The sequence below is a fragment of the uncultured Parabacteroides sp. genome, from assembly GCF_902493135.1.
Classification (GTDB): Bacteria; Bacteroidota; Bacteroidia; order Bacteroidales; family Tannerellaceae; genus Parabacteroides.
Map to the genome: position 1 here is coordinate 31,831 of NZ_CABUOD010000034.1, position 19,346 is coordinate 51,176.

Sequence of the window (19,346 nt, forward strand, 5' to 3'; positions counted from 1 at the left end):
TATGAATACAAAAATAACAGCAGCAATCGTAGAAGACGAGCAGGGGAACCGGGAGAACCTGCTCCGTATGATCGGGAGGCATTGTCCGCAAATCAGGATATCGGCCGTTTGCAGTTCCGTCACCGAAGCCCGTGCCGTGCTGCTCGAAGCTAAACCGGATATCCTTTTCCTGGATATCCGGTTGGGCGACGATACCGGCTTCTCCCTTTTAGGCAGTCTTCCGGAGATTCCGTTTGAAGTGATCTTCGTTACCGCCTACGACAGCTATGCGATCCAGGCCATCCGCTTCAGCGCGCTCGACTATTTGCTGAAGCCTATCGACCCGGAAGAACTGACGCATGCCGTAGACAAGGCGGTCCAGGTCGTCTTTCGGAAACAGGAAAACAGACGGATGCAGAACCTCTTGCAAAACACGCAAGTATTGGACAAGCAAAAGAAAATAGCCCTGTCGGTCGCCGATAAGATAGAATTTGTCGAAATCGGTTCCATCATCCGTTGCGAATCCGAAAGCAACTACACGACCTTCTATCTGAAGTCAGGAGAAAAACTGATCGTATCGAAGACACTCAAGGAGTTTGACGAATTGCTGACACCCTACAACTTCCTCCGCGTCCACCAATCGCACCTGATCAACCTGGATGAAATCAAAAGTTTCATCAAGAGCGACGGCGGATATATACGCATGAAAGACGGAGCTTCGGTCAGCATTTCCCGCCAACGGCGGAACTATGTGATGGAAGTATTAAAGCAATTATAAACCAAGCCGCCTGAGCGATCGCTCATTCCTTGTATTTCAGATCGAAACGGCCTTTCGTGATGCGTCCTCCCTCGAAAGTGCCGCTGAACACGCCGTCCGACATACGGGAGATGTAGACCTTGCCATCCTCCATATTTTGATTCTCAAAAGATACATTCACGCAAGGAAGCGTCTCGCCCTGCTTGGGATCGGCAATCGTAAAACGGATAAACGAACCAAGACCGACCTGCGCCGAAACCGTCATGCCGGAGTCCTCTTCCCGCTCCCAATATTCCGCGACAGGCAACCCCCACCGGCCACTTGTGTACACCCAGCCGTCTACCAGGCAACCGAATGTATTCGCCCCGGTCGTAGTAGCTTCGGGCATGACCGTCGGATCGACCGATTCGTTCTCTTCACAGGCCACACAAAACAGCAACAAACAGATAAATAACAGATGTCTCATAACCGTATCTGATTAAAAGTGTAAATTCATACCGAACAATAAGGATAATCGGGAGAAGCATCCTCCGCCATCGCTCAATTCAGGAGATTCGACCTGCCATTTCTGGCCGTGGTACCTGACCGAATAGCTCTCGGAGGAGGTAACGATCCAGTTCAGCTTTGCGGAAATCCCCACAAGCGGAGAAAGACGATACTCACCCCCCGCCGACAGATTATAGGCCAGTTTATTCATTGACACATCCCGCGGCTTGCCGTACACAAAACTTTTATCTTTATAATGCTGATATCCCACCCCGGTCGACAAAGACAGATTGTATTTCTGCTTCACCATAAACAAGGCAAGCTGAGGCGCGATATAATGCATCAGGATCTTGTCGGAACTTTCGTCATGAGTGTTTTTATAGCACCCGCCCTGATAGACAAGTCCGGGAGCGAGCTTAAACGAACCGGAGATATATTTGTCACCCAAGAAATAATAGTCGGCATCCCAGGCGATCCCATTCCGTAAACCATTCCGATAAGCGTCGGCGTTGTTCGTGATCCCGATCATTTTCCCCAAATACCAGGACGGCCCTGCATGAACGGAGAACATCGACTTCCCGGCAGACGCCTCCTGGGCCATAACCGACACCGCCTGTATCAACAGCCCTAACAAAAGTACATACTTTTTCATAACATTTCTTTTAGACTTATATCAGTAAGATGGTCGCAGCATTCGAAACGCTGCATACCTCGACCGATAAGTTTCGTCGAACCTTAACGAAACAAAGCATAAGCAAAATATTCTTTGGGATGATGACTGAAAGGCCGAGTATGACTATCTTTGCAAAAGAAACAAAGACAATTAGGACAATGACTTTCAATTACGATGTGATCGTGGTAGGTGCCGGTCATGCCGGCTGTGAAGCCGCAGCGGCGGCCGCCAATATGGGTTCGAAGACGCTTCTCATAACAATGGACATGAACAAGATTGCGCAAATGAGTTGCAATCCGGCTGTCGGAGGTATCGCCAAAGGCCAGATCGTCCGCGAAATCGACGCTTTAGGCGGATATATGGGAATCGTGACGGACCGGACAGCCATCCAGTTCCGTATGCTGAACCAAAGCAAGGGACCGGCGATGTGGAGCCCGCGCTCCCAGAGCGACCGCGCCCGTTTCATCGAATGCTGGCGGGGAATACTGGAAAACCTGCCGAACCTGTATATCTGGCAGGATACCGTACGCGAACTGTTGCTCGTCGGGAATACCGTATGCGGCGTAAAGACGGATATGGGAGTCGAATTCCATGCGAAAAGCGTAGTCTTGACAAACGGGACTTTCCTGAACGGGCTTATGCACATCGGCCGGACACAGATCAGAGGCGGCCGCATAGCCGAACCGGCGGCGACCGGACTGACCGAACAACTGGTCTCATTAGGCATCAAATCCGAACGGATGAAGACCGGAACGCCTGTGCGTATCGATGCACGGAGCATACACTTCGATGAAATGGCGGAACAGCCCGGAGAAAACGACTTCCATAAGTTTTCTTATATGGACACCTCGCACCGCGTTCTGAAACAGCTAAGTTGTTGGACAACGTTCACCAACGAAGCCTGCCATGCAGTCCTGCGCGAAGGTCTCCCCGACTCCCCGTTGTATAACGGACAGATCCGGAGCATCGGCCCGCGCTACTGTCCGAGCATCGAGACGAAAATCGTGACGTTTGCAGACAAGCCCCAGCACCAGCTCTTCCTGGAACCGGAAGGCGAAACGACACAGGAATACTACCTGAACGGCTTCTCCTCCTCCTTGCCTTTAGAGATACAACTACGCGCCCTGCAACAGATCCCGGCATTCCGCGACATACAGATCTACCGTCCGGGATATGCAATCGAATATGATTTCTTCGATCCGACACAACTCCACCATAACCTGGAAACAAAACATATCCGCAACCTGTTCTTTGCAGGACAGATCAACGGGACGACCGGATATGAGGAAGCCGGCGGACAAGGATTGGTGGCCGGAATAAACGCACATATCAATTGCCACGGCGGAGAGCCGTTCGTCTTAGGACGCGACGAAGCCTATATCGGCGTATTGATCGACGATCTTGTCACGAAAGGCGTGGACGAACCTTACCGCATGTTTACCTCGCGTGCAGAATACCGCATTCTGCTCCGCCAGGATGATGCGGACATGCGTTTGACGGAAAAGTCGTATCATCTCGGCTTGGCAAAGCAGGACCGCTACGATCTGCTGAAAGAAAAAAAGGCAAGCCGGGACGCGATCATTTCTTTCGCAGAAAACTACTCCATCAAACCGCAATATATAAACAGCGGCCTGGAGGCGTTGGGCACTACCCCGCTCGCACACGGATGCAAGTTGATCGAACTGATTCCGCGCCCTCAGATCACGTTGGAGAATATCGCGGAACTGGTTCCGGCATTCCGGACAGAACTGGACAAGGTTCCTGTTTCACGAAAGGAAGAGATTATCGAAGCGGCAGAAATCTTAATCAAGTATAGCGGCTACATCCGCCGCGAGCAGATCATCGCCGACAAGATAAACCGTCTGGAGAATATCCACATCAAAGGGAAGTTCGACTACAATTCGATCCAGTCTTTGTCTACGGAAGCCCGCCAGAAACTGACACGGATAGACCCGGACACGATAGCCCAGGCAAGCCGCATTCCGGGTATCTCACCGAGCGACATCAACATCCTTTTGGTGATGTTGGGGCGCTAAAGGCGGAATGTTCCACGTGAAACATTTACTTTAACAACAACAGCGTAAAAGACTGAGAATAGGATAGAAATAGATGCAAAAAGAAATGAACGCAACCGAGGAACATATAAAAAACATCCTTTCCGTCATACCGGAATCGCCAGGCTGCTACCAATACTTCGACGAGAAGGGAACGATCATCTATGTAGGCAAAGCGAAGAACCTGAAGCGTCGCGTTTCCTCCTATTTCAACAAAGAACACGACAGCAACAAAACGCGTGTCCTGGTCAAACAGATACGGGACATCAAATACTTTGTTGTCGACACGGAAGAGGATGCGCTTCTTTTGGAGAACAACCTGATCAAGCAATATCGCCCCCGGTACAACGTGCTGCTGAAAGACGACAAGACCTATCCGTCCATCGTTGTCAAGAACGAATATTTCCCGCGCGTATTCCAAACCCGGAATATCGTACGGGACGGTTCGCGCTATTACGGTCCCTACCCTTCCATCTACACGGCAAAGGTCATGCTGCAAATGTTGAAAGAGCTGTATCCGCTACGTACCTGCAAATACCCTCTTACCCCCGAATCCATCGCGGAAGGACGGTATAGAGTATGCCTCGAATACCATATCAAACGCTGTAAAGGACCTTGTGAAGGATTGCAGACACTGGAGGAATACCAGCAAAACATTTCCGAGATAAAGGAAATCCTACGCGGGAATATTTCGCAGATAAGCAAGCATCTGTACGAAGAGATGCAAAAACTGGCCGGAGAATTGCGGTTCGAGGAGGCACAGAAGATCAAAGAAAAGTATGAAGTCATCGAGAATTACCGTTCCAAATCGACAGTGGTCACCCCGATGCTCCACAATATAGATGTATTCTCGCTGGCCGAAAACGAGAATTCCGCCTACATCAATTACCTGCATATCGGCAACGGGGCGATCGTGCAAGCCTATACGTTCGAATACAAAAAACGCTTGGACGAGTCGAAAGAGGACCTGCTCAGCTTAGGCATCATCGAAATGCGCAACCGCTTTAAAAGCACTGCACGCGAAATCATCGTTCCTTTTCCGCTGGATATAGAACTGGAAAACGTTTCGATCACCGTTCCGCAGCGCGGAGACAAAAAGAAGCTGGTGGAATTGTCGGAGATGAACGTGAAGCAGTATAAGGTCGACAAGCTGAAACAAGCGGAGAAACTGAATCCGGAGCAACGCAGCACCCGCCTTTTAAAAGAGATACAGGACACGCTTCATCTCTCGAAATTGCCGGCACACATCGAGTGCTTCGACAACTCCAATATACAGGGAAGCGATGCGGTGGCTGCGTGTGTCGTCTTCAAAATGGCGAAACCATCGAAAAAAGATTACCGGAAATACAACATCAAAACGGTTGTCGGCCCGGACGACTACGCCTCGATGAAAGAGGTCGTACGCCGCCGTTACCAGCGTGCCATCGCCGAAGAGGCTCCCCTGCCCGACCTGATCATCACCGACGGTGGAAAGGGACAAATGGAAGTCGTGCGCGAAGTGATCCAGGACGAACTGCACTTGGATATTCCGATTGCCGGGCTGGCAAAAGACGGGAAACACCGGACTTCGGAACTCCTGTTCGGCTTCCCTCCCGAAACGATCGGCATGCCGATACAAAGTTTCATGTTCAAATTCTTCACGCAAATACAGGACGAGGTGCATCGTTTCGCCATCACTTTCCACAAGGATAAGCGAAGCAAAAACCAGACAAAATCCGAATTGGATACGATAAAAGGGATCGGAGAAAAGACAAAAGTATTACTTTTACGTCATTTTAAGAGCGTAAAACGCATCCGCGAAGCCGGCTTCGACGAGCTGAAGGAAGTGATCGGAGAAGCCAAAACAAAAGCATTATTAAATGGTTTAAAATAAAGATATGAGAACATTGATACAACGGGTACAACATGCCTCCGTAACCATAGACGGACAGCTGAAGTCCAAAATCGGGAAAGGCCTGCTCGTGCTGGTCGGCATTGAAGACCGCGACACGCAGGAGGATATCGAATGGTTGTGCAAGAAGATTGCCAACCTCCGCATCTTTGACGATGAAAACGGCGTTATGAACCGCTCTGTCGTCGAAACGGAAGGGGAAGTGATGGTGGTCAGCCAGTTTACCCTCCACGCCTCCACAAAGAAGGGGAACCGCCCTTCCTATATCCATGCCTCCAAACCGGACATAGCCATTCCGATGTACGAGGCTTTTTGCGCCGAGATGGGCTTGCAGATCGGAAAGGAAGTGCAGACCGGCACGTTCGGCGCCGACATGAAAGTGGAACTGGTGAACGACGGGCCTGTCACGATCTGGATCGATTCACAGAATAAAGAATGATAAAGATATGGCAGAAATTACGCTCAAACAGGCACAGGAACAGGTGGACAGCTGGATCAAAACGTATGGCGTCCGCTACTTCAACGAACTGACGAATATGACCATCCTGACCGAAGAAGTCGGCGAACTGGCCCGCATCATGGCCCGCACATACGGCGAACAGTCTTTCAAGGAAAGCGACAAACACCGTGATTTAGGCGATGAAATGGCCGATGTCCTATGGGTATTGCTTTGCCTTGCCAACCAGACAGGCGTCGATCTGACTGCTGCTTTCGAAAAGAATCTGCAAAAGAAAACGGACCGCGATAAAGAACGACATATAAACAATAAAAAGCTATAAGATTATGGTACACGAACACGATCACGAATGTGGATGCGGACATCATCATCACGATGAAGACGCCGAACATCTCCACACCAACAAATACCTGCAGGCATTCGCCAAATTCGAAGCGGCCGGCACGACGGAAGAAGTCGCCGGACGGGTAAAGACACTGCTCGGAAAACAGGGGAACGACAACTTCACTCCCGACGTCTTGAAGCAGATCCACGGTTTCATCGACCTGACCTCGCTCACCAGTATCGACACGAAGGAGAGCATCTGGAAACTGGTCGACAAGGTGAACGATTTCGAAGGAACCCGCCCCGACGTGCCCAACGTGGCCGCCATCTGCACCTATCCCCTGTTTGTAGAGACGGTAAAAGAGGCCCTCTCCGCACAGGAGGTAAAGATTGCGTCCGTAGCAGGCGGTTTCCCCTCCTCGCAGACCTTCATGGAAATAAAGATTGCCGAGACGGCGATGGCCGTCATGCAGGGAGCCGATGAAATCGACGTTGTCATGAACTTAGGCTATTTCCTCGAAGAGAACTATGACGAACTTACCGAAGAACTTCAGGAGATCAAAGAGAGCTGCCGTGATGCCAAACTGAAGGTCATCCTCGAGACAGGTGCCCTCCAGACTCCCGAAAGCATTCAGAAAGCGGCTATCCTCGCGGTCTATTCCGGTGCGGATTTCATCAAGACATCGACCGGGAAGGGCTATCCGGGCGCCACTCCGGAAGCCGTCTACACGATGTGCCAAGTCCTGAAAAAGTACCATTCCATCACGGGAAAGCGCGTCGGCATCAAAGTCGCAGGCGGTGTCCGCACGGCAGAAGAGGCTGTCCGCTACTATACCGTTGTCAAGGAAGTATTAGGAAACGACTGGTTGAATAAAGATCTGTTCCGCATAGGAGCCAGCAGCCTGGTGGAAGACATCGAACACCGTTTGGGAAAATAAGAAAAGCAACGGGACATTTCCCACAAGCCCATAGTCTTTTTTCCAAAAGACAACGACGTAAATTCGGCTACATCCGGATGTTCCCTCCCGCTACACCCGGATCTACCCTAAACGAACACCCGGATGCAGGAATCGCCTACATCCGGGTGTCGTCGTGTTTATATAAGCAGTTCATTCATCTTTTTCCGTATCTTCCGGAAGTTTCTCCAAAGTGCTATGCGCATTCAACGGAGAGGATTCTTTCACTGGCAATCTGCGCCATCCACCTTTTGAAAGGTTCGGCTTTGGGAGAAGGTACGGATTGAATCAGGCGGAAAAGTTGTTCGGTATCGGCAACATCGGTAAGACGTTTCTTTCCATCTTCGGCTACTAATTTCAACTGGTGACAATTTGTCACCGTTTCATTTCCTTCTTCTTTAAGCCGCTGTTTTAGCTTATTCCAATACTTACGTGAATCAACACTGTCGGTTAGCACACCTATTACATCTACAATAGAAAAGTACCATTTTTCCAGTTCATCGTCCCAAACGGTCCGGACTTTACGCTCTTCGAAGAGCTTAATCGCTTCTTTTTTTGTCATAGTCACTGTTTTTAAGTAATATCTGGCAAAGATACTGATAATAAAGCAGCAAACCTAACTTTCCCTCGGCATATTTATCAAATTGATTTTCAACCAATAACGTATTAAATGAAAAGAAAAGTGTGATAGAGAGTGACACAGGAGTGATAGATGAAAAGGGCATCTATCACACTCAATACATGTTGATATACAAAGGATGCAAGGAGAAAAGTGATAGAGTGACAGTAAATACGCGAAAACCTATTTACGGCGCTCTACGATGTAATCGGCAAGCGACAGCAAACCTTCACGTGCTTCCGATTCAGGGAATGTCATCAAAACCTCTACCGCTTTGTCATGATATACCTGCATACGCTGTTCGGCATATTCGATTCCCCCGTTCGCTTTCGCAAAATCAATCAGCAAATCTATATTCTCTGTGGTAAAGTCTTTCTCCTTTATGATATGAAGGCAATGTTCAGCCTCTTCCCTCTTGCCCGTCTGCAAAGCGTGCAGCAAAGGGAGCGTGACCTTTCCCTCCCGGATATCGTTGCCGGTCGGTTTGCCGATATTCGCCTCCTTGAAGTAGTCGAAGATATCATCTTTGATCTGGAAACAGTAACCTAAGTATTCACCGAACTCCCGGCATTTTTCCACCATTTCACCGGATACTGCGGCCGAGATGGCACCGATCTCGGCACACGCGGAAAGCAGCATGGCCGTTTTTTTCCGTATCACCTGCATATAGCAGGACTCGTCGATGATGCTTTCTTCGGCCGTCTCCAACTGTTTGATCTCCCCTTCCGAAAGATCGCGGCCCAGGTTGGATACGATACCTATGATTTGCAGATTACCTGTCTGGATAGAACGGATCAACGCGGTGGAAAGGACATAATCGCCCACTAAAACAGATATGCGGTTGTCGAATATGGCATTCAGGGAAGGAACGCCGCGACGCTGTTTGGTCTCGTCGATCACATCATCATGAATCAGTGTGGCAGTATGAAGCAATTCCAGCAAAACAGCCGAATTGATCGTATTATCCGTTACCTGCCCGCATGCTTTAGCTGTCAAAAGTACCAATAAGGGGCGGACATGTTTCCCGCTCGCATTCAGTATCTGGTCAATAGCCGATTGCAAACGATTCGTTTCGCTTCGCAGCGAAGCAGCAAACTCATCATTAAAACGTTGAAACTCTACGGCAACCGGTTGTTCTATTTTACTTCTATCCTTCATAATCGATCCTAAGATGCGCAAAAGTAACAAAAAGTATCGAGTAAGCGAGTTTTTTCGTACATTTACCGACAATTGTCACACTAAAACGTGTTAAAAGAGATGAAGTTATTCCTCATAGATGCTTATGCATTGATTTATCGGTCTTACTACGCTTTTATCAAGAACCCGCGTATCAACTCCAAAGGTATGAACACTTCGGCCATCTTCGGTTTTATCAACAGCCTGGAAGATGTCCTGAAACGTGAAAACCCGACCCATATTGCGGTAGGCTTCGACCCGAAAGGCCCGACTTTCCGCCACGAAGCCTACGAACAGTACAAGGCGCAACGGCAAGAGACACCGGAAGATATCCGCAAGTCGGTCCCTTTCATCAAAGACATCATAGAAGCCTACAATATCCCGATACTGGAAGTCCCGCGCTATGAAGCCGACGATGTGATCGGCACGGTTGCCAAGCAAGCCGAAAAAGAAGGCTTCGAGGTTTATATGATGACCCCGGACAAAGACTACGGCCAGCTGGTGTCCGAACATATATTCATGTACCGCCCCCGCTTCGGCGGTGACTACGAGATTATGGGCGTACCCGAAGTGCTGGGCAAATACGGCCTGACATCGGTCAACCAGGTGATCGACCTTTTGGGACTGATGGGCGACAGTTCCGACAACATCCCCGGATGTCCGGGTGTCGGTGAAAAGACCGCCCAGAAATTATTGACCGAATTCGGAACGATCGAAAATCTTTTGGAGAATACCGACAAGCTAAAAGGTTCCCTTCAAAAGAAGGTCACGGAGAACATGGAGCAGATCCGCTTCTCCAAGTTCCTGGCCACTATCAAGACGGATGTCCCGATCCGGTTCGATGCCGCCAAATGCATCCGTGAAAAGATGAATGAGGAACGTCTCATAGAGATTTACACCGAATTAGAATTCAGAACATTTATTAACAGGATGCGCGGAGAGCCGGAAAAAGTCAAAACGGAATTCAAAGCGGCGTCAGCTCCGGCAAAGAGTAACACGAAGAAAAAAGCAGTTCCCACAGGCCCCATTCAAGGCTCGCTCTTTGAAGAATTTGCGACCGAGCCTACGGTTGTTCCCAAATATTCGACTCTCGCGAACTTAAAGTCCACTCCTCACACCTATCATCTTGTTGATACAGAGGAGAAAAGAACCGAATTAGGACGGTTTTTGGAGGAACAGGATTTTTTTGCTTTTGACACGGAAACAGATAGCGTCGACCCGCTGAAGGCCGGATTGGTCGGAATGTCGTTCGCGGTGAAGGAAAACGAGGCTTGGTACGTCCCTGTTCCGGCAGCCCGCGAAGAAGCGGACAAAGTTCTTGCCCACTTCTCCCCCGCCCTGCAAAACTCGAAATCGCTCAAGATCGGACAAAACATAAAATTCGACATCCTTGTCGTCCGCAAATACGGAATCCGGGTAGCCGGCCCTCTATTCGATACGATGATCGCCCACTACCTTCTGAATCCCGAATTGCGCCACGGCATGGACTATCTTGCCGAAACGTATCTTAAATATAAAACGGTACACATCGAGGAGCTGATCGGGCCGAAAGGGAAAAAGCAACTTTGCATGCGCGACGTCCCCATTCCACAGGTAGCCGAATATGCCGCCGAGGATGCGGACATCACGCTCAAGCTGAAAAACTATTTTGCTCCTTGCCTGGAGAAAGAAGGGCTCGAATCGCTTTTCTATGACATCGAGATGCCTTTAATATATGTATTGGCCGAAATGGAATATACGGGAGTGACGCTCGACACCGTCGCCCTGAAACAATCGTCCGGAGAACTGACAGCCGCACTCAAGAAGTTGGAGAAAGAGATTTACGAACTGGCAGGAATGAAGTTCAACATCAATTCCGCCCGGCAGGTCGGCGAAGTCCTTTTCGATCACCTCAAGATAGAAGAGAAAGCGAGGAAGACGAAGACAGGCAGCTACAGCACGAGTGAAGAAATACTGGAAAAAATGCGTTCCAAACATCCCGTCGTGGAAAAGCTGCTCGAATATCGCGGGCTGAAGAAGCTGCTCAGCACCTATATCGACGCCCTGCCCGAACTGATCAACCCGGAGACCGGCAAGATCCACACGTCCTACAACCAGGCAGTCACCTCGACCGGCCGCCTCAGCTCCACCAACCCGAACCTGCAAAACATTCCGGTACGCGACGAATTGGGACGTGAAATCCGGAAAGCCTTTACAGCCGAAAACGAAGACTGTATCTTCTTCTCCGCCGACTATTCGCAGATCGAACTACGCATCATGGCTCACCTCAGCCAGGATGCCCACATGATAGAAGCCTTCCGCAGCGGAGCCGACATCCATGCCGCCACTGCCGCCAAGATATACGGCATTCCGGTCGAAGAGGTCACTTCCGACATGCGCCGGAAAGCGAAAACGGCCAATTTCGGCATTATCTACGGTATCTCCGTATTCGGGTTGGCCGAACGGCTGAACATTCCCCGTGCAGAATCGAAAGAGCTGATCGAAGGCTACTTCAAGACCTATCCGGACATCCGTGCCTACATGGACGAAAGCATCGAGGTGGCGAAAGAAAAAGGATATGTAGAAACGATCTACAAGCGGAAACGTTTCCTGCCGGATATCAACTCCCACAACGCCATCGTGAGGGGATATGCCGAACGAAACGCGATCAACGCCCCGATCCAGGGCAGTGCCGCCGACATCATCAAGGTGGCTATGGTTCGTATCTTCAACCGTTTCGAAACCGAAGGCCTGAAAAGCAAGATGATCCTGCAGGTACACGATGAATTGAACTTTAACGTCTACAAGGACGAACTGGAAAAAGTGAAACAAATCGTATTGGATGAAATGGAAAATGCAATCAAGCTGCAAGTTCCTCTGATCGCCGACTGCGGTGAAGGGGTGAACTGGCTGGAAGCGCATTAACAAAAACACATAAAGATTATAAATCATATCATTTATACACTATCTTTGTAGTGAACTTTATTGCAAAGAGTTGCAATATCACATAGTAAAACAGAAGCGTTATCATATTGTCCTTAAGCAAGAAAATCGCCAATTTTTCATCCAGCAAGGACAGTAGACAACAATTGCCTCACGTTTTTTGTATATATACATATTATATAAACATAAAGCGTGGGCTGTTGTCTATCTGCTGGATAGGTGTTTGGCGATACCTCTTGCTTGGATAGATGGCAGTTCCCACGCTTCTATTATTTTTTCCATCTCAGGGGGACAGATGGAGCAATTGGAAAATTATGTATTTCATATTCCCAGACAATCTTCCGGCATCCGTACAAAAGGCGGCGTTCGAATTCACATCCGAACAGTTCCCCTTGTATCGATACATAACACCGGATACAGAGATACTGAATCGGGGCATTTCAATCGCTATTCCGGACGAAGCCAGTCACATCCGTTCCATCCGCCTCACGACATCCCTAAGCCATTTCATTTACTATTACCCCGAAAAAGGGTATCAGATCGCGCAAGGCATCCATCTTCCCCCCTTCCAGGCTCCGGCCGTCGGAGATCTTTATGCGAACGGCGTGGTTATACGGGTCGGAGAAGGTCCTTCCGGCCAGCATATAGAACCCGATATCATCCCTTATAAAGGTTCGGTAATGGAGATACGGGAACAGACACTCGACTATTTCGATGCCCTGATCTATTGCGAGTCTATTTCCGAAGGGACGTTGGACAACTGGCATTTGCCGGATATGCTCAATCTGGTATTGCTGCACACCAAGCAACGGGAATTCAACCTGCTCCTTGCCAAGCGCCGGGGAACCCTGCTATACGACGAGGAATACTGGTGCAAAGACAACAGCGTGATCGACCTGGGAGTGGCATTCAATATGGCAAACAGCAGCCTCGATATATGTCCCAAAAAGGAAAAGCGGCAGGTCCGGGCCATACTGGATTATTGAAATACCCCAATCCTCTCCCGCCTATTCGCCCAAACAATATTTTTTCTGAATGTTAAATGAAGAGCCTCATCCGAACCCTGCACCGGGCAGGAAGGATGAGGCTTTGTTGTTACGGCCATCGTAAAAGCACTGTTACGATCATCGTAAGCCCTCTGTTACGGCTATCGTAAACGCCCTGTTACGATCATCGTAAACGCTCTCTTACGATAGCAGTAAAAACTATTCATAATCGCCGAACACCGGTTGCATGATAAACGAGAATTCATAATTACCATAATGAATCCGGTAAGGTTCGAGCGGTAAAGCACGTTTACCCCAGCTGGTGATACATCCCAGTCCTTTCTGGTTCAGGTCGATCAGCACATTGGTATAATCGACCTGCGGGACGAGTTCGGAATGGCGTTGGCCTTTTTCCGGTCCGTCGTCCAGATCTTCCACCGTATAGTTCATGGCCGACATAAGAATCGGTTTACCGGAAAAGAACTTCAGCCCGTCACCGGCAACCGTCTGCTGTTTCCACCAACGGATATCGCTCTTCGTACCTGTTTCCTGCGGGCGGATATACGGATAGAACTGCTCGGCAACCGTCTGTTTGTATCTTCCCAGATCAGTCGAATGATTACGGTCCGGATAGTTTTCAATCGGCCCGCGGCCATAATAAGAGATCCGGTCCATACACTTCGGCATTTGCAGGCGCATACCGAAACGGAACAGGTCCGGAACGTCGGCAGAAGCATCGGCAACCATTTTCTGAGTGACTTTCATGATTCCTTTATTATTGATCTGATAAGTCAGATACAACTTGGCAGAGACTTCGGGCATGGTATAAGCCGCCTCGACCAGAGCCCGGCCGTTCTCCGCCTTTTGGGTGATCTTATCCAGCTTGATCTGCGGGTTACGCCAGACGGCATATAGTTTCTGCATATTGCCGCCCATCTCGTTATCGGTCGGAGCCCGCCAGAAGTTCGGTGTCAGCTTGCCCCCCTCCTTCATCATCGGGACATCGTTCACGGTGTACAGCGTCAGGAATCCATCTTCCTTTGCGAATTCGGCACGGTAGTTATCCCCTTCCACGATCAGGTAGTTGATATCATTTTCCTTCACAACCGGCGTGATCACAGGCTGATTGCTCTCCGCCCGGTTCACATTGTCAAGAGACGGAGCTTTATAGGGGCGGACCGAAAGCTGGTTCTTGGCGACCGGATAACCGGAAGGCAATAGTGTTTCGGACTGTTTCAAACGGAAAGCGACATTCAGCAAGACTTCCTTATCCGCACAGATACGCGAAAGGTCGTAATCCAGATGCATTGTTTTCGTCTCATGCGGCTTAACTTCCAAACGGGGGACAATACCGTTCTGCACCGGCACGCCGTCGGCGAGCAACTGCCATTCCAGGTAATAAGCATCCAGATCACGGAAGAAGTATTCGTTATAAACGGAGATTTCCCCCTTTTCGAGGTCCTTCGGCGTTACCCAGATATCCTGATAGATATGCCGCACTTCATCCATATGCGGATTCAGGCGCCGGTCAGGATTGACCAGACCGTTATCCAGGAAGTTCTGTCCCGAAGCATCATATTTATTGAAGTCGCCTCCGTAACCGAAGTATTGTACACCTTCTTTCGTAAACATACGGGGAGACTGGTCGACGAAATCCCAGATAAAGCCACCCTGATATTCGGGTTCCTTCCGGATCAGATCCCAATATTCTTTGAAACCACCTTCGGAATTACCCATCGCATGCGCATATTCGCACTGGATCAACGGTTTGCCATAATTACCACGCAGATGCTTCAGGCAACTGTCGAACGGGATATACATCGGGCAATAGATATCGGTAAACTCATTCTCCTCCGCCTGTTCATACTGTACGGCGCGTGACGGATCTTCCGCTTTCACCCAACGGTAGCAAGCCTCGAAGTTAGGGCCGAAACCGGCTTCATTTCCCAATGACCAGAAGATAATGGACGGATGATTGAAGTTACGCTGCACATTCCGTTCGTTCCTCTCCAAATGAGCCTTCTTAAACGCCGGATTCTTGGCCAGCGTCTTTTCGCCGTACCCCATGCCATGCGATTCCACATTGGCTTCGGCAACCATATACAGACCGTATTCGTCACACAAATCATACCACAGGTTATCATCCGGATAATGGCAGGTACGGACCGCATTGATATTATTTTCCTTCATAATCCGGATATCCTGGAGCATCCGTTCGGGCGTCACCCAATACCCCCTGTCCGGATCGATCTCATGGCGGTTCACACCTTTGATCAGGACCGGCGAACCGTTCACCCAAACCTGGTTATTGCGCAATTCGACTTTCCGGATACCGACCTTCTGCTGGATAACTTCAAGTACCCGGTCCCCGTCTTTCAAGGTAGCGGTCAGCGTATACAGATAAGGGGTCTCGGCAGACCATTTCCGTGCATTTCCGATAGCAAAAGAGGTATTCAGCTTACCGCTCCCCTTCAACTCTTCGGACGTAACCACACGACCTTCGGCATCCGTCAGTTTCAGTTCTACGGCGGCATTTCCTTTCAGGTCCAGATCCACCCGGACCGTCCCGTTTCTATAGCTTGCATCCAGATCCGGCGTGATCCGTATGTCCTCGATATATTTCGGGTTACGGGCATAGAGATAACAGCTACGGGCCACTCCGGAAAGACGAACGAAATCCTGGTCTTCCAGATACGTCCCGTCACACCAGCGGAACACCTGGAACGCTATCAGGTTCTTGCCCGGTTTCAGGTATTTAGTCAGATTGAACTCGGCTTCCAGCTTGCTGTCCTCGCTATATCCGACATATTTGCCGTTTACCCACAGATACATATTGGACGTAACGGAACCGAAATGGGCAAAAACCTCTTTCCCCTTCCAGCCGGCAGGCAGTTCGATCTCCCGGCGGTATGAACCGACATGGTTGTTTTCGATCGGCACATAAGGCGGGTTACTTTCGAACTGGTAGCACCAGGCATAGCCGCTCTCGATATACAGCGGGTCGCCATAGCCGTTCATTTCCCAAAGACCGGGAACGGAGAAATTGTCCCATCCCTTATCATTAAAATCAACTTTAAAGAAGTCGAGCGGCCGTTGGTCGGCATTCCTCACCCAGTTGAATTTCCAGGTTCCGTCGATCGACATGAAGTTGGAGGACTTTTGCTGCTCGCCCTGCAAGGCCGCATCTTCCGTTTCATAGGCGAAATAATGCGTGTGCATCGGAGCGCGGTTGACAGCATTCACTTCCGGATTCATCCATTCCGGCTTTTGTTGTGCATAGGTCGTCATCAGAGAACATGCCAAAACACAAAGAAGAGCTTTAAGTTTTTTGTTCATAATACATTAATTAAAAGGTACACAAACATAAGCAAAATATTCGGTTCGCCTACTATCCGGCAACAGAAATACAAAAGAATCCTTATCTTTGCAAACTGAAAACAGATTTTTTGAATAAATCATAACAACAAAATAGAATGGCATTACAATGTGGCATCGTAGGACTTCCCAACGTAGGAAAGTCTACTCTTTTCAACTGCTTATCGAATGCAAAAGCACAGTCTGCTAACTTCCCGTTCTGTACGATCGAACCGAATGTCGGCGTGATCACCGTACCGGACGAACGTCTGAACAAGCTGGCTGAAATCGAACATCCCCAACGTGTTATTCCTACTACGGTCGAAATCGTAGATATTGCCGGCCTCGTAAAAGGCGCCAGCAAAGGGGAAGGATTGGGAAACAAATTCCTCGCCAATATCCGCGAGACAGATGCAATCCTGCACGTATTGCGTTGCTTCGACGATGACAATATCGTCCATGTAGACGGCCGTGTCGATCCGGTGCGCGACAAGGAAATCATCGATGCCGAGTTGCAGATCAAAGACCTCGAAACCATCGACAGCCGGATCGCCAAAGTGCAGAAACAGGCACAGACAGGCGGTGACAAACAGGCTAAGATCGCTTACGAGGTACTTTGCAAATACAAGGAAGCGCTGGAACAGGGCAAAAGCGCCCGCACCGTTTCTTTCGACACGAAAGACGAGCAAAAGATCGCACACGACCTGTTCCTGTTGACCGACAAACCGGTGATGTATGTCTGCAACGTAGACGAGGCCAGTGCTGTCAACGGCAACAAATACGTGGATGCCGTACGCGAAGCCGTAAAAGACGAAGGAGCTGAAATCCTGGTTGTAGCGGCCAAGATCGAAAGCGAAATCGCCGAGTTCGACACCTACGAGGAACGCCAGATGTTCTTGCAGGAGATCGGTTTGGAAGAATCCGGCGTCGCCCGCCTGATCAAGTCCGCTTACAAACTCTTGAACCTGCAAACCTTCCTGACTGCCGGTCCCGACGAATGCCGTGCCTGGACGTTCCATAAAGGCTGGAAAGCCCCGCAATGCGCCGGTGTGATCCATACCGACTTCGAGAAAGGCTTCATCCGCGCCGAAGTCATCAAATATGAGGATTATATCTCCTACGGTTCCGAATCTGCCGTGAAAGAAGCCGGAAAGATGAGTGTCGAAGGAAAAGAATATATCGTCCAGGACGGCGATATCATGCATTTCCGCTTTAATGTGTAATTTACTAAAACAAATACATTATGATTAATAAAACCAATACAGCAATCATAGCGGTCTTGATAAGTATCTTAGGACTTACCGGCTGCGTACGATACAACGTTGCAGAACCGTTAACCCGTTTCAGCAATCCCGAAATGGGGACTGCCGACGGTAATGAAATAACCGTGACAGCCGGATCGACCTGGTTCGCCGAAGGAGGGGATTACAAGAACTTTATACTTACCGGACAAGCCCTCACCGGAGACAATGCGGAAGCAGCCTTGCTGTTCCACACCGACGGGCAATCAGGCTATGAGGTGGCATTCCGGAACGGAGCTATCGACGGCACACGCAAAAGCGGCAGCCTCACATCCGTGCGCAACCTCTACCGTTCATTGGCCGAAGACGGGAAATGGTTCGATTTCGAGATCGCCGTACGCGGGCATAACATATCGGTTGCCATAAACGATACGGTGGTAGTATGCTATACCGAACCCGAATATCCCTATCGTACGAAAGAATATGCAAAGCGCCTGCTCAGCCGGGGCGCTATTGCGCTAAAAGGCGTGAGCGGCGATGTAGCCTTTCGTAACCTCAACATGACCCGTTTGAAAAAAAACGCGGTCAATGAAGCGGACACAATGCCCCGGATAGACGAACAGAACGATGCCGTGATCCGTTTCCAGCAGCAAAACTTCCCTGTGATAGACTACCATGTGCACCTGAAAGGCGGCCTGACGAAGGAGATGGCACAAGCCATGTCGATGAACTACGGCATCAACTACGGTGTAGCTCCTAATGCCGGCGAAGGTGGCGTAGGGCGTATGCTTGCCGACGACAAGGAAGTGTACGAATACTACAACGAAGTAAAAGACATGCCTTTCCTGCGTGGCGTACAAGGTGAAGGCCGTAAATGGACAGCCACCTTCTCGCAAAAGGCTTTAGGCGTATTCGACTATCTCTTTACCGACGGCATGACCATTGTGGACCATAAAGGCCGGCTGTCTCGAATCTACCGTCCGGAAGAGGTGCACTACGACGATGTTACCAAAGAACAATATATGGATCATCTGGTCGACCAGACCGTCAAGATCCTGACCAACGAACCGGCCGACATCTATGCCAATCCTACCTTCCTGCCCGAAGAGTTGAATGCAGAGTATGCCAAATACTGGACCGACGAGCGTGTCGACCGCGTCCTGGACGTATTGGTCCAATACAATATAGCACTCGAAATCAACGCACGCTACAAGATTCCAAGCATGGATATCATCCGTAAAGCCAAAGAACGCGGAATCAAGTTCACCTTCGGCACGAACAATGTCGATGCCGATTTCGGCAAACTGGAATATTGCCTGCAAGCCGTCGACGAATGCGGCCTGACAGCAGACGACATCTGGTTCCCGACCATGAGCGTACGGGACTCTCGCGAAGTGGTGTTGTATAATAAGTGGTAGAACTCCTTTATCACGATCTTTTAGGCACGGATTTCACGGATTTACACGGATAA

At 49.6% G+C, this 19,346-nt stretch carries 14 protein-coding genes and 1 pseudogene; 10 read left to right on the top strand and 5 right to left on the bottom strand.

What is annotated here, in order from left to right; genetic code table 11:
- Nucleotide 1 precedes the first annotated feature (1 nt).
- The gene (locus RDN79_RS14265) at nucleotides 2–757 is read left to right on the top strand and encodes a LytTR family DNA-binding domain-containing protein (RefSeq protein ID WP_298551037.1); all 756 of its coding nucleotides are present in this window, start codon (nucleotides 2–4) and stop codon (nucleotides 755–757) included.
- A gap of 22 nt (nucleotides 758–779) precedes the next feature.
- On the opposite strand, the gene RDN79_RS14270 is transcribed toward RDN79_RS14265, so the two are convergent.
- Nucleotides 780–1,202, bottom strand: coding sequence for a hypothetical protein (locus tag RDN79_RS14270; protein WP_298551039.1), 423 nt, complete (start codon nucleotides 1,200–1,202; stop codon nucleotides 780–782).
- Nucleotides 1,203–1,214: 12 nt separating this feature from the next.
- Nucleotides 1,215–1,874 (bottom strand): hypothetical protein, encoded by a 660-nt coding sequence (locus RDN79_RS14275; RefSeq protein ID WP_298551041.1) that lies wholly within the window; start codon nucleotides 1,872–1,874, stop codon nucleotides 1,215–1,217.
- A 179-nt stretch (nucleotides 1,875–2,053) separates the two neighbouring features.
- Here RDN79_RS14275 and mnmG point away from each other — a divergent pair, with 179 nt between their 5' ends.
- The 5 genes from mnmG (at nucleotide 2,054) to deoC (ending at nucleotide 7,559) form a co-directional block, all read left to right on the top strand.
- Nucleotides 2,054–3,931 carry a tRNA uridine-5-carboxymethylaminomethyl(34) synthesis enzyme MnmG gene (gene mnmG / locus RDN79_RS14280; protein ID WP_298551043.1) on the top strand — a complete coding sequence of 626 codons (1,878 nt, stop codon included), beginning with the start codon at nucleotides 2,054–2,056 and terminating at the stop codon, nucleotides 3,929–3,931.
- 85 nt (nucleotides 3,932–4,016) lie between these two features.
- On the top strand, nucleotides 4,017–5,822 hold the full coding sequence (uvrC, locus tag RDN79_RS14285) for an excinuclease ABC subunit UvrC (RefSeq protein WP_298551046.1): 1,806 nt from the start codon (nucleotides 4,017–4,019) through the stop codon (nucleotides 5,820–5,822).
- 4 nt (nucleotides 5,823–5,826) lie between these two features.
- Entirely contained in the window at nucleotides 5,827–6,279 is a 453-nt protein-coding gene (dtd, locus tag RDN79_RS14290) for a D-aminoacyl-tRNA deacylase (RefSeq protein ID WP_005633815.1), read from the top strand.
- Between the two features lie 7 nt (nucleotides 6,280–6,286).
- Nucleotides 6,287–6,619 (top strand): nucleotide pyrophosphohydrolase, encoded by a 333-nt coding sequence (locus RDN79_RS14295; protein WP_293732421.1) that lies wholly within the window; start codon nucleotides 6,287–6,289, stop codon nucleotides 6,617–6,619.
- Nucleotides 6,620–6,623: 4 nt separating this feature from the next.
- Nucleotides 6,624–7,559, top strand: a complete 936-nt coding sequence (deoC, locus tag RDN79_RS14300; RefSeq protein ID WP_298551051.1) for a deoxyribose-phosphate aldolase — start codon at nucleotides 6,624–6,626, stop codon at nucleotides 7,557–7,559.
- A gap of 235 nt (nucleotides 7,560–7,794) precedes the next feature.
- Here the strand turns inward: deoC and RDN79_RS14305 are convergent.
- A pseudogene (locus RDN79_RS14305) lies at nucleotides 7,795–8,139 on the bottom strand (Bro-N domain-containing protein); the annotation flags it as partial.
- Nucleotides 8,140–8,379: 240 nt separating this feature from the next.
- Nucleotides 8,380–9,354, bottom strand: a complete 975-nt coding sequence (locus tag RDN79_RS14310; RefSeq protein ID WP_298551053.1) for a polyprenyl synthetase family protein — start codon at nucleotides 9,352–9,354, stop codon at nucleotides 8,380–8,382.
- A 99-nt stretch (nucleotides 9,355–9,453) separates the two neighbouring features.
- Between RDN79_RS14310 and polA the strand changes: the two genes are divergently transcribed.
- Together polA and RDN79_RS14320 are read left to right on the top strand one after the other, a co-directional pair.
- Nucleotides 9,454–12,276, top strand: coding sequence for a DNA polymerase I (gene polA, locus RDN79_RS14315; RefSeq protein WP_298551055.1), 2,823 nt, complete (start codon nucleotides 9,454–9,456; stop codon nucleotides 12,274–12,276).
- A 332-nt stretch (nucleotides 12,277–12,608) separates the two neighbouring features.
- A complete protein-coding gene (locus RDN79_RS14320; protein WP_298551057.1) occupies nucleotides 12,609–13,280 on the top strand; it encodes a hypothetical protein in 672 nt (223 codons plus the stop codon).
- A gap of 219 nt (nucleotides 13,281–13,499) precedes the next feature.
- Here the strand turns inward: RDN79_RS14320 and RDN79_RS14325 are convergent, their stop codons facing one another.
- Entirely contained in the window at nucleotides 13,500–16,616 is a 3,117-nt protein-coding gene (locus tag RDN79_RS14325; RefSeq protein WP_298551059.1) for a glycoside hydrolase family 2 TIM barrel-domain containing protein, read from the bottom strand.
- A gap of 137 nt (nucleotides 16,617–16,753) precedes the next feature.
- On the opposite strand from RDN79_RS14325, the gene ychF reads away from it, so the two are divergent.
- Nucleotides 16,754–17,857: a redox-regulated ATPase YchF gene (gene ychF, locus RDN79_RS14330; RefSeq protein WP_298551061.1), complete on the top strand. Its 1,104-nt coding sequence runs from the start codon at nucleotides 16,754–16,756 to the stop codon at nucleotides 17,855–17,857.
- Between the two features lie 20 nt (nucleotides 17,858–17,877).
- Entirely contained in the window at nucleotides 17,878–19,293 is a 1,416-nt protein-coding gene (locus RDN79_RS14335; RefSeq protein WP_298551062.1) for a DUF1080 domain-containing protein, read from the top strand.
- The last annotated feature ends 53 nt before the right edge of the window (nucleotides 19,294–19,346 follow it).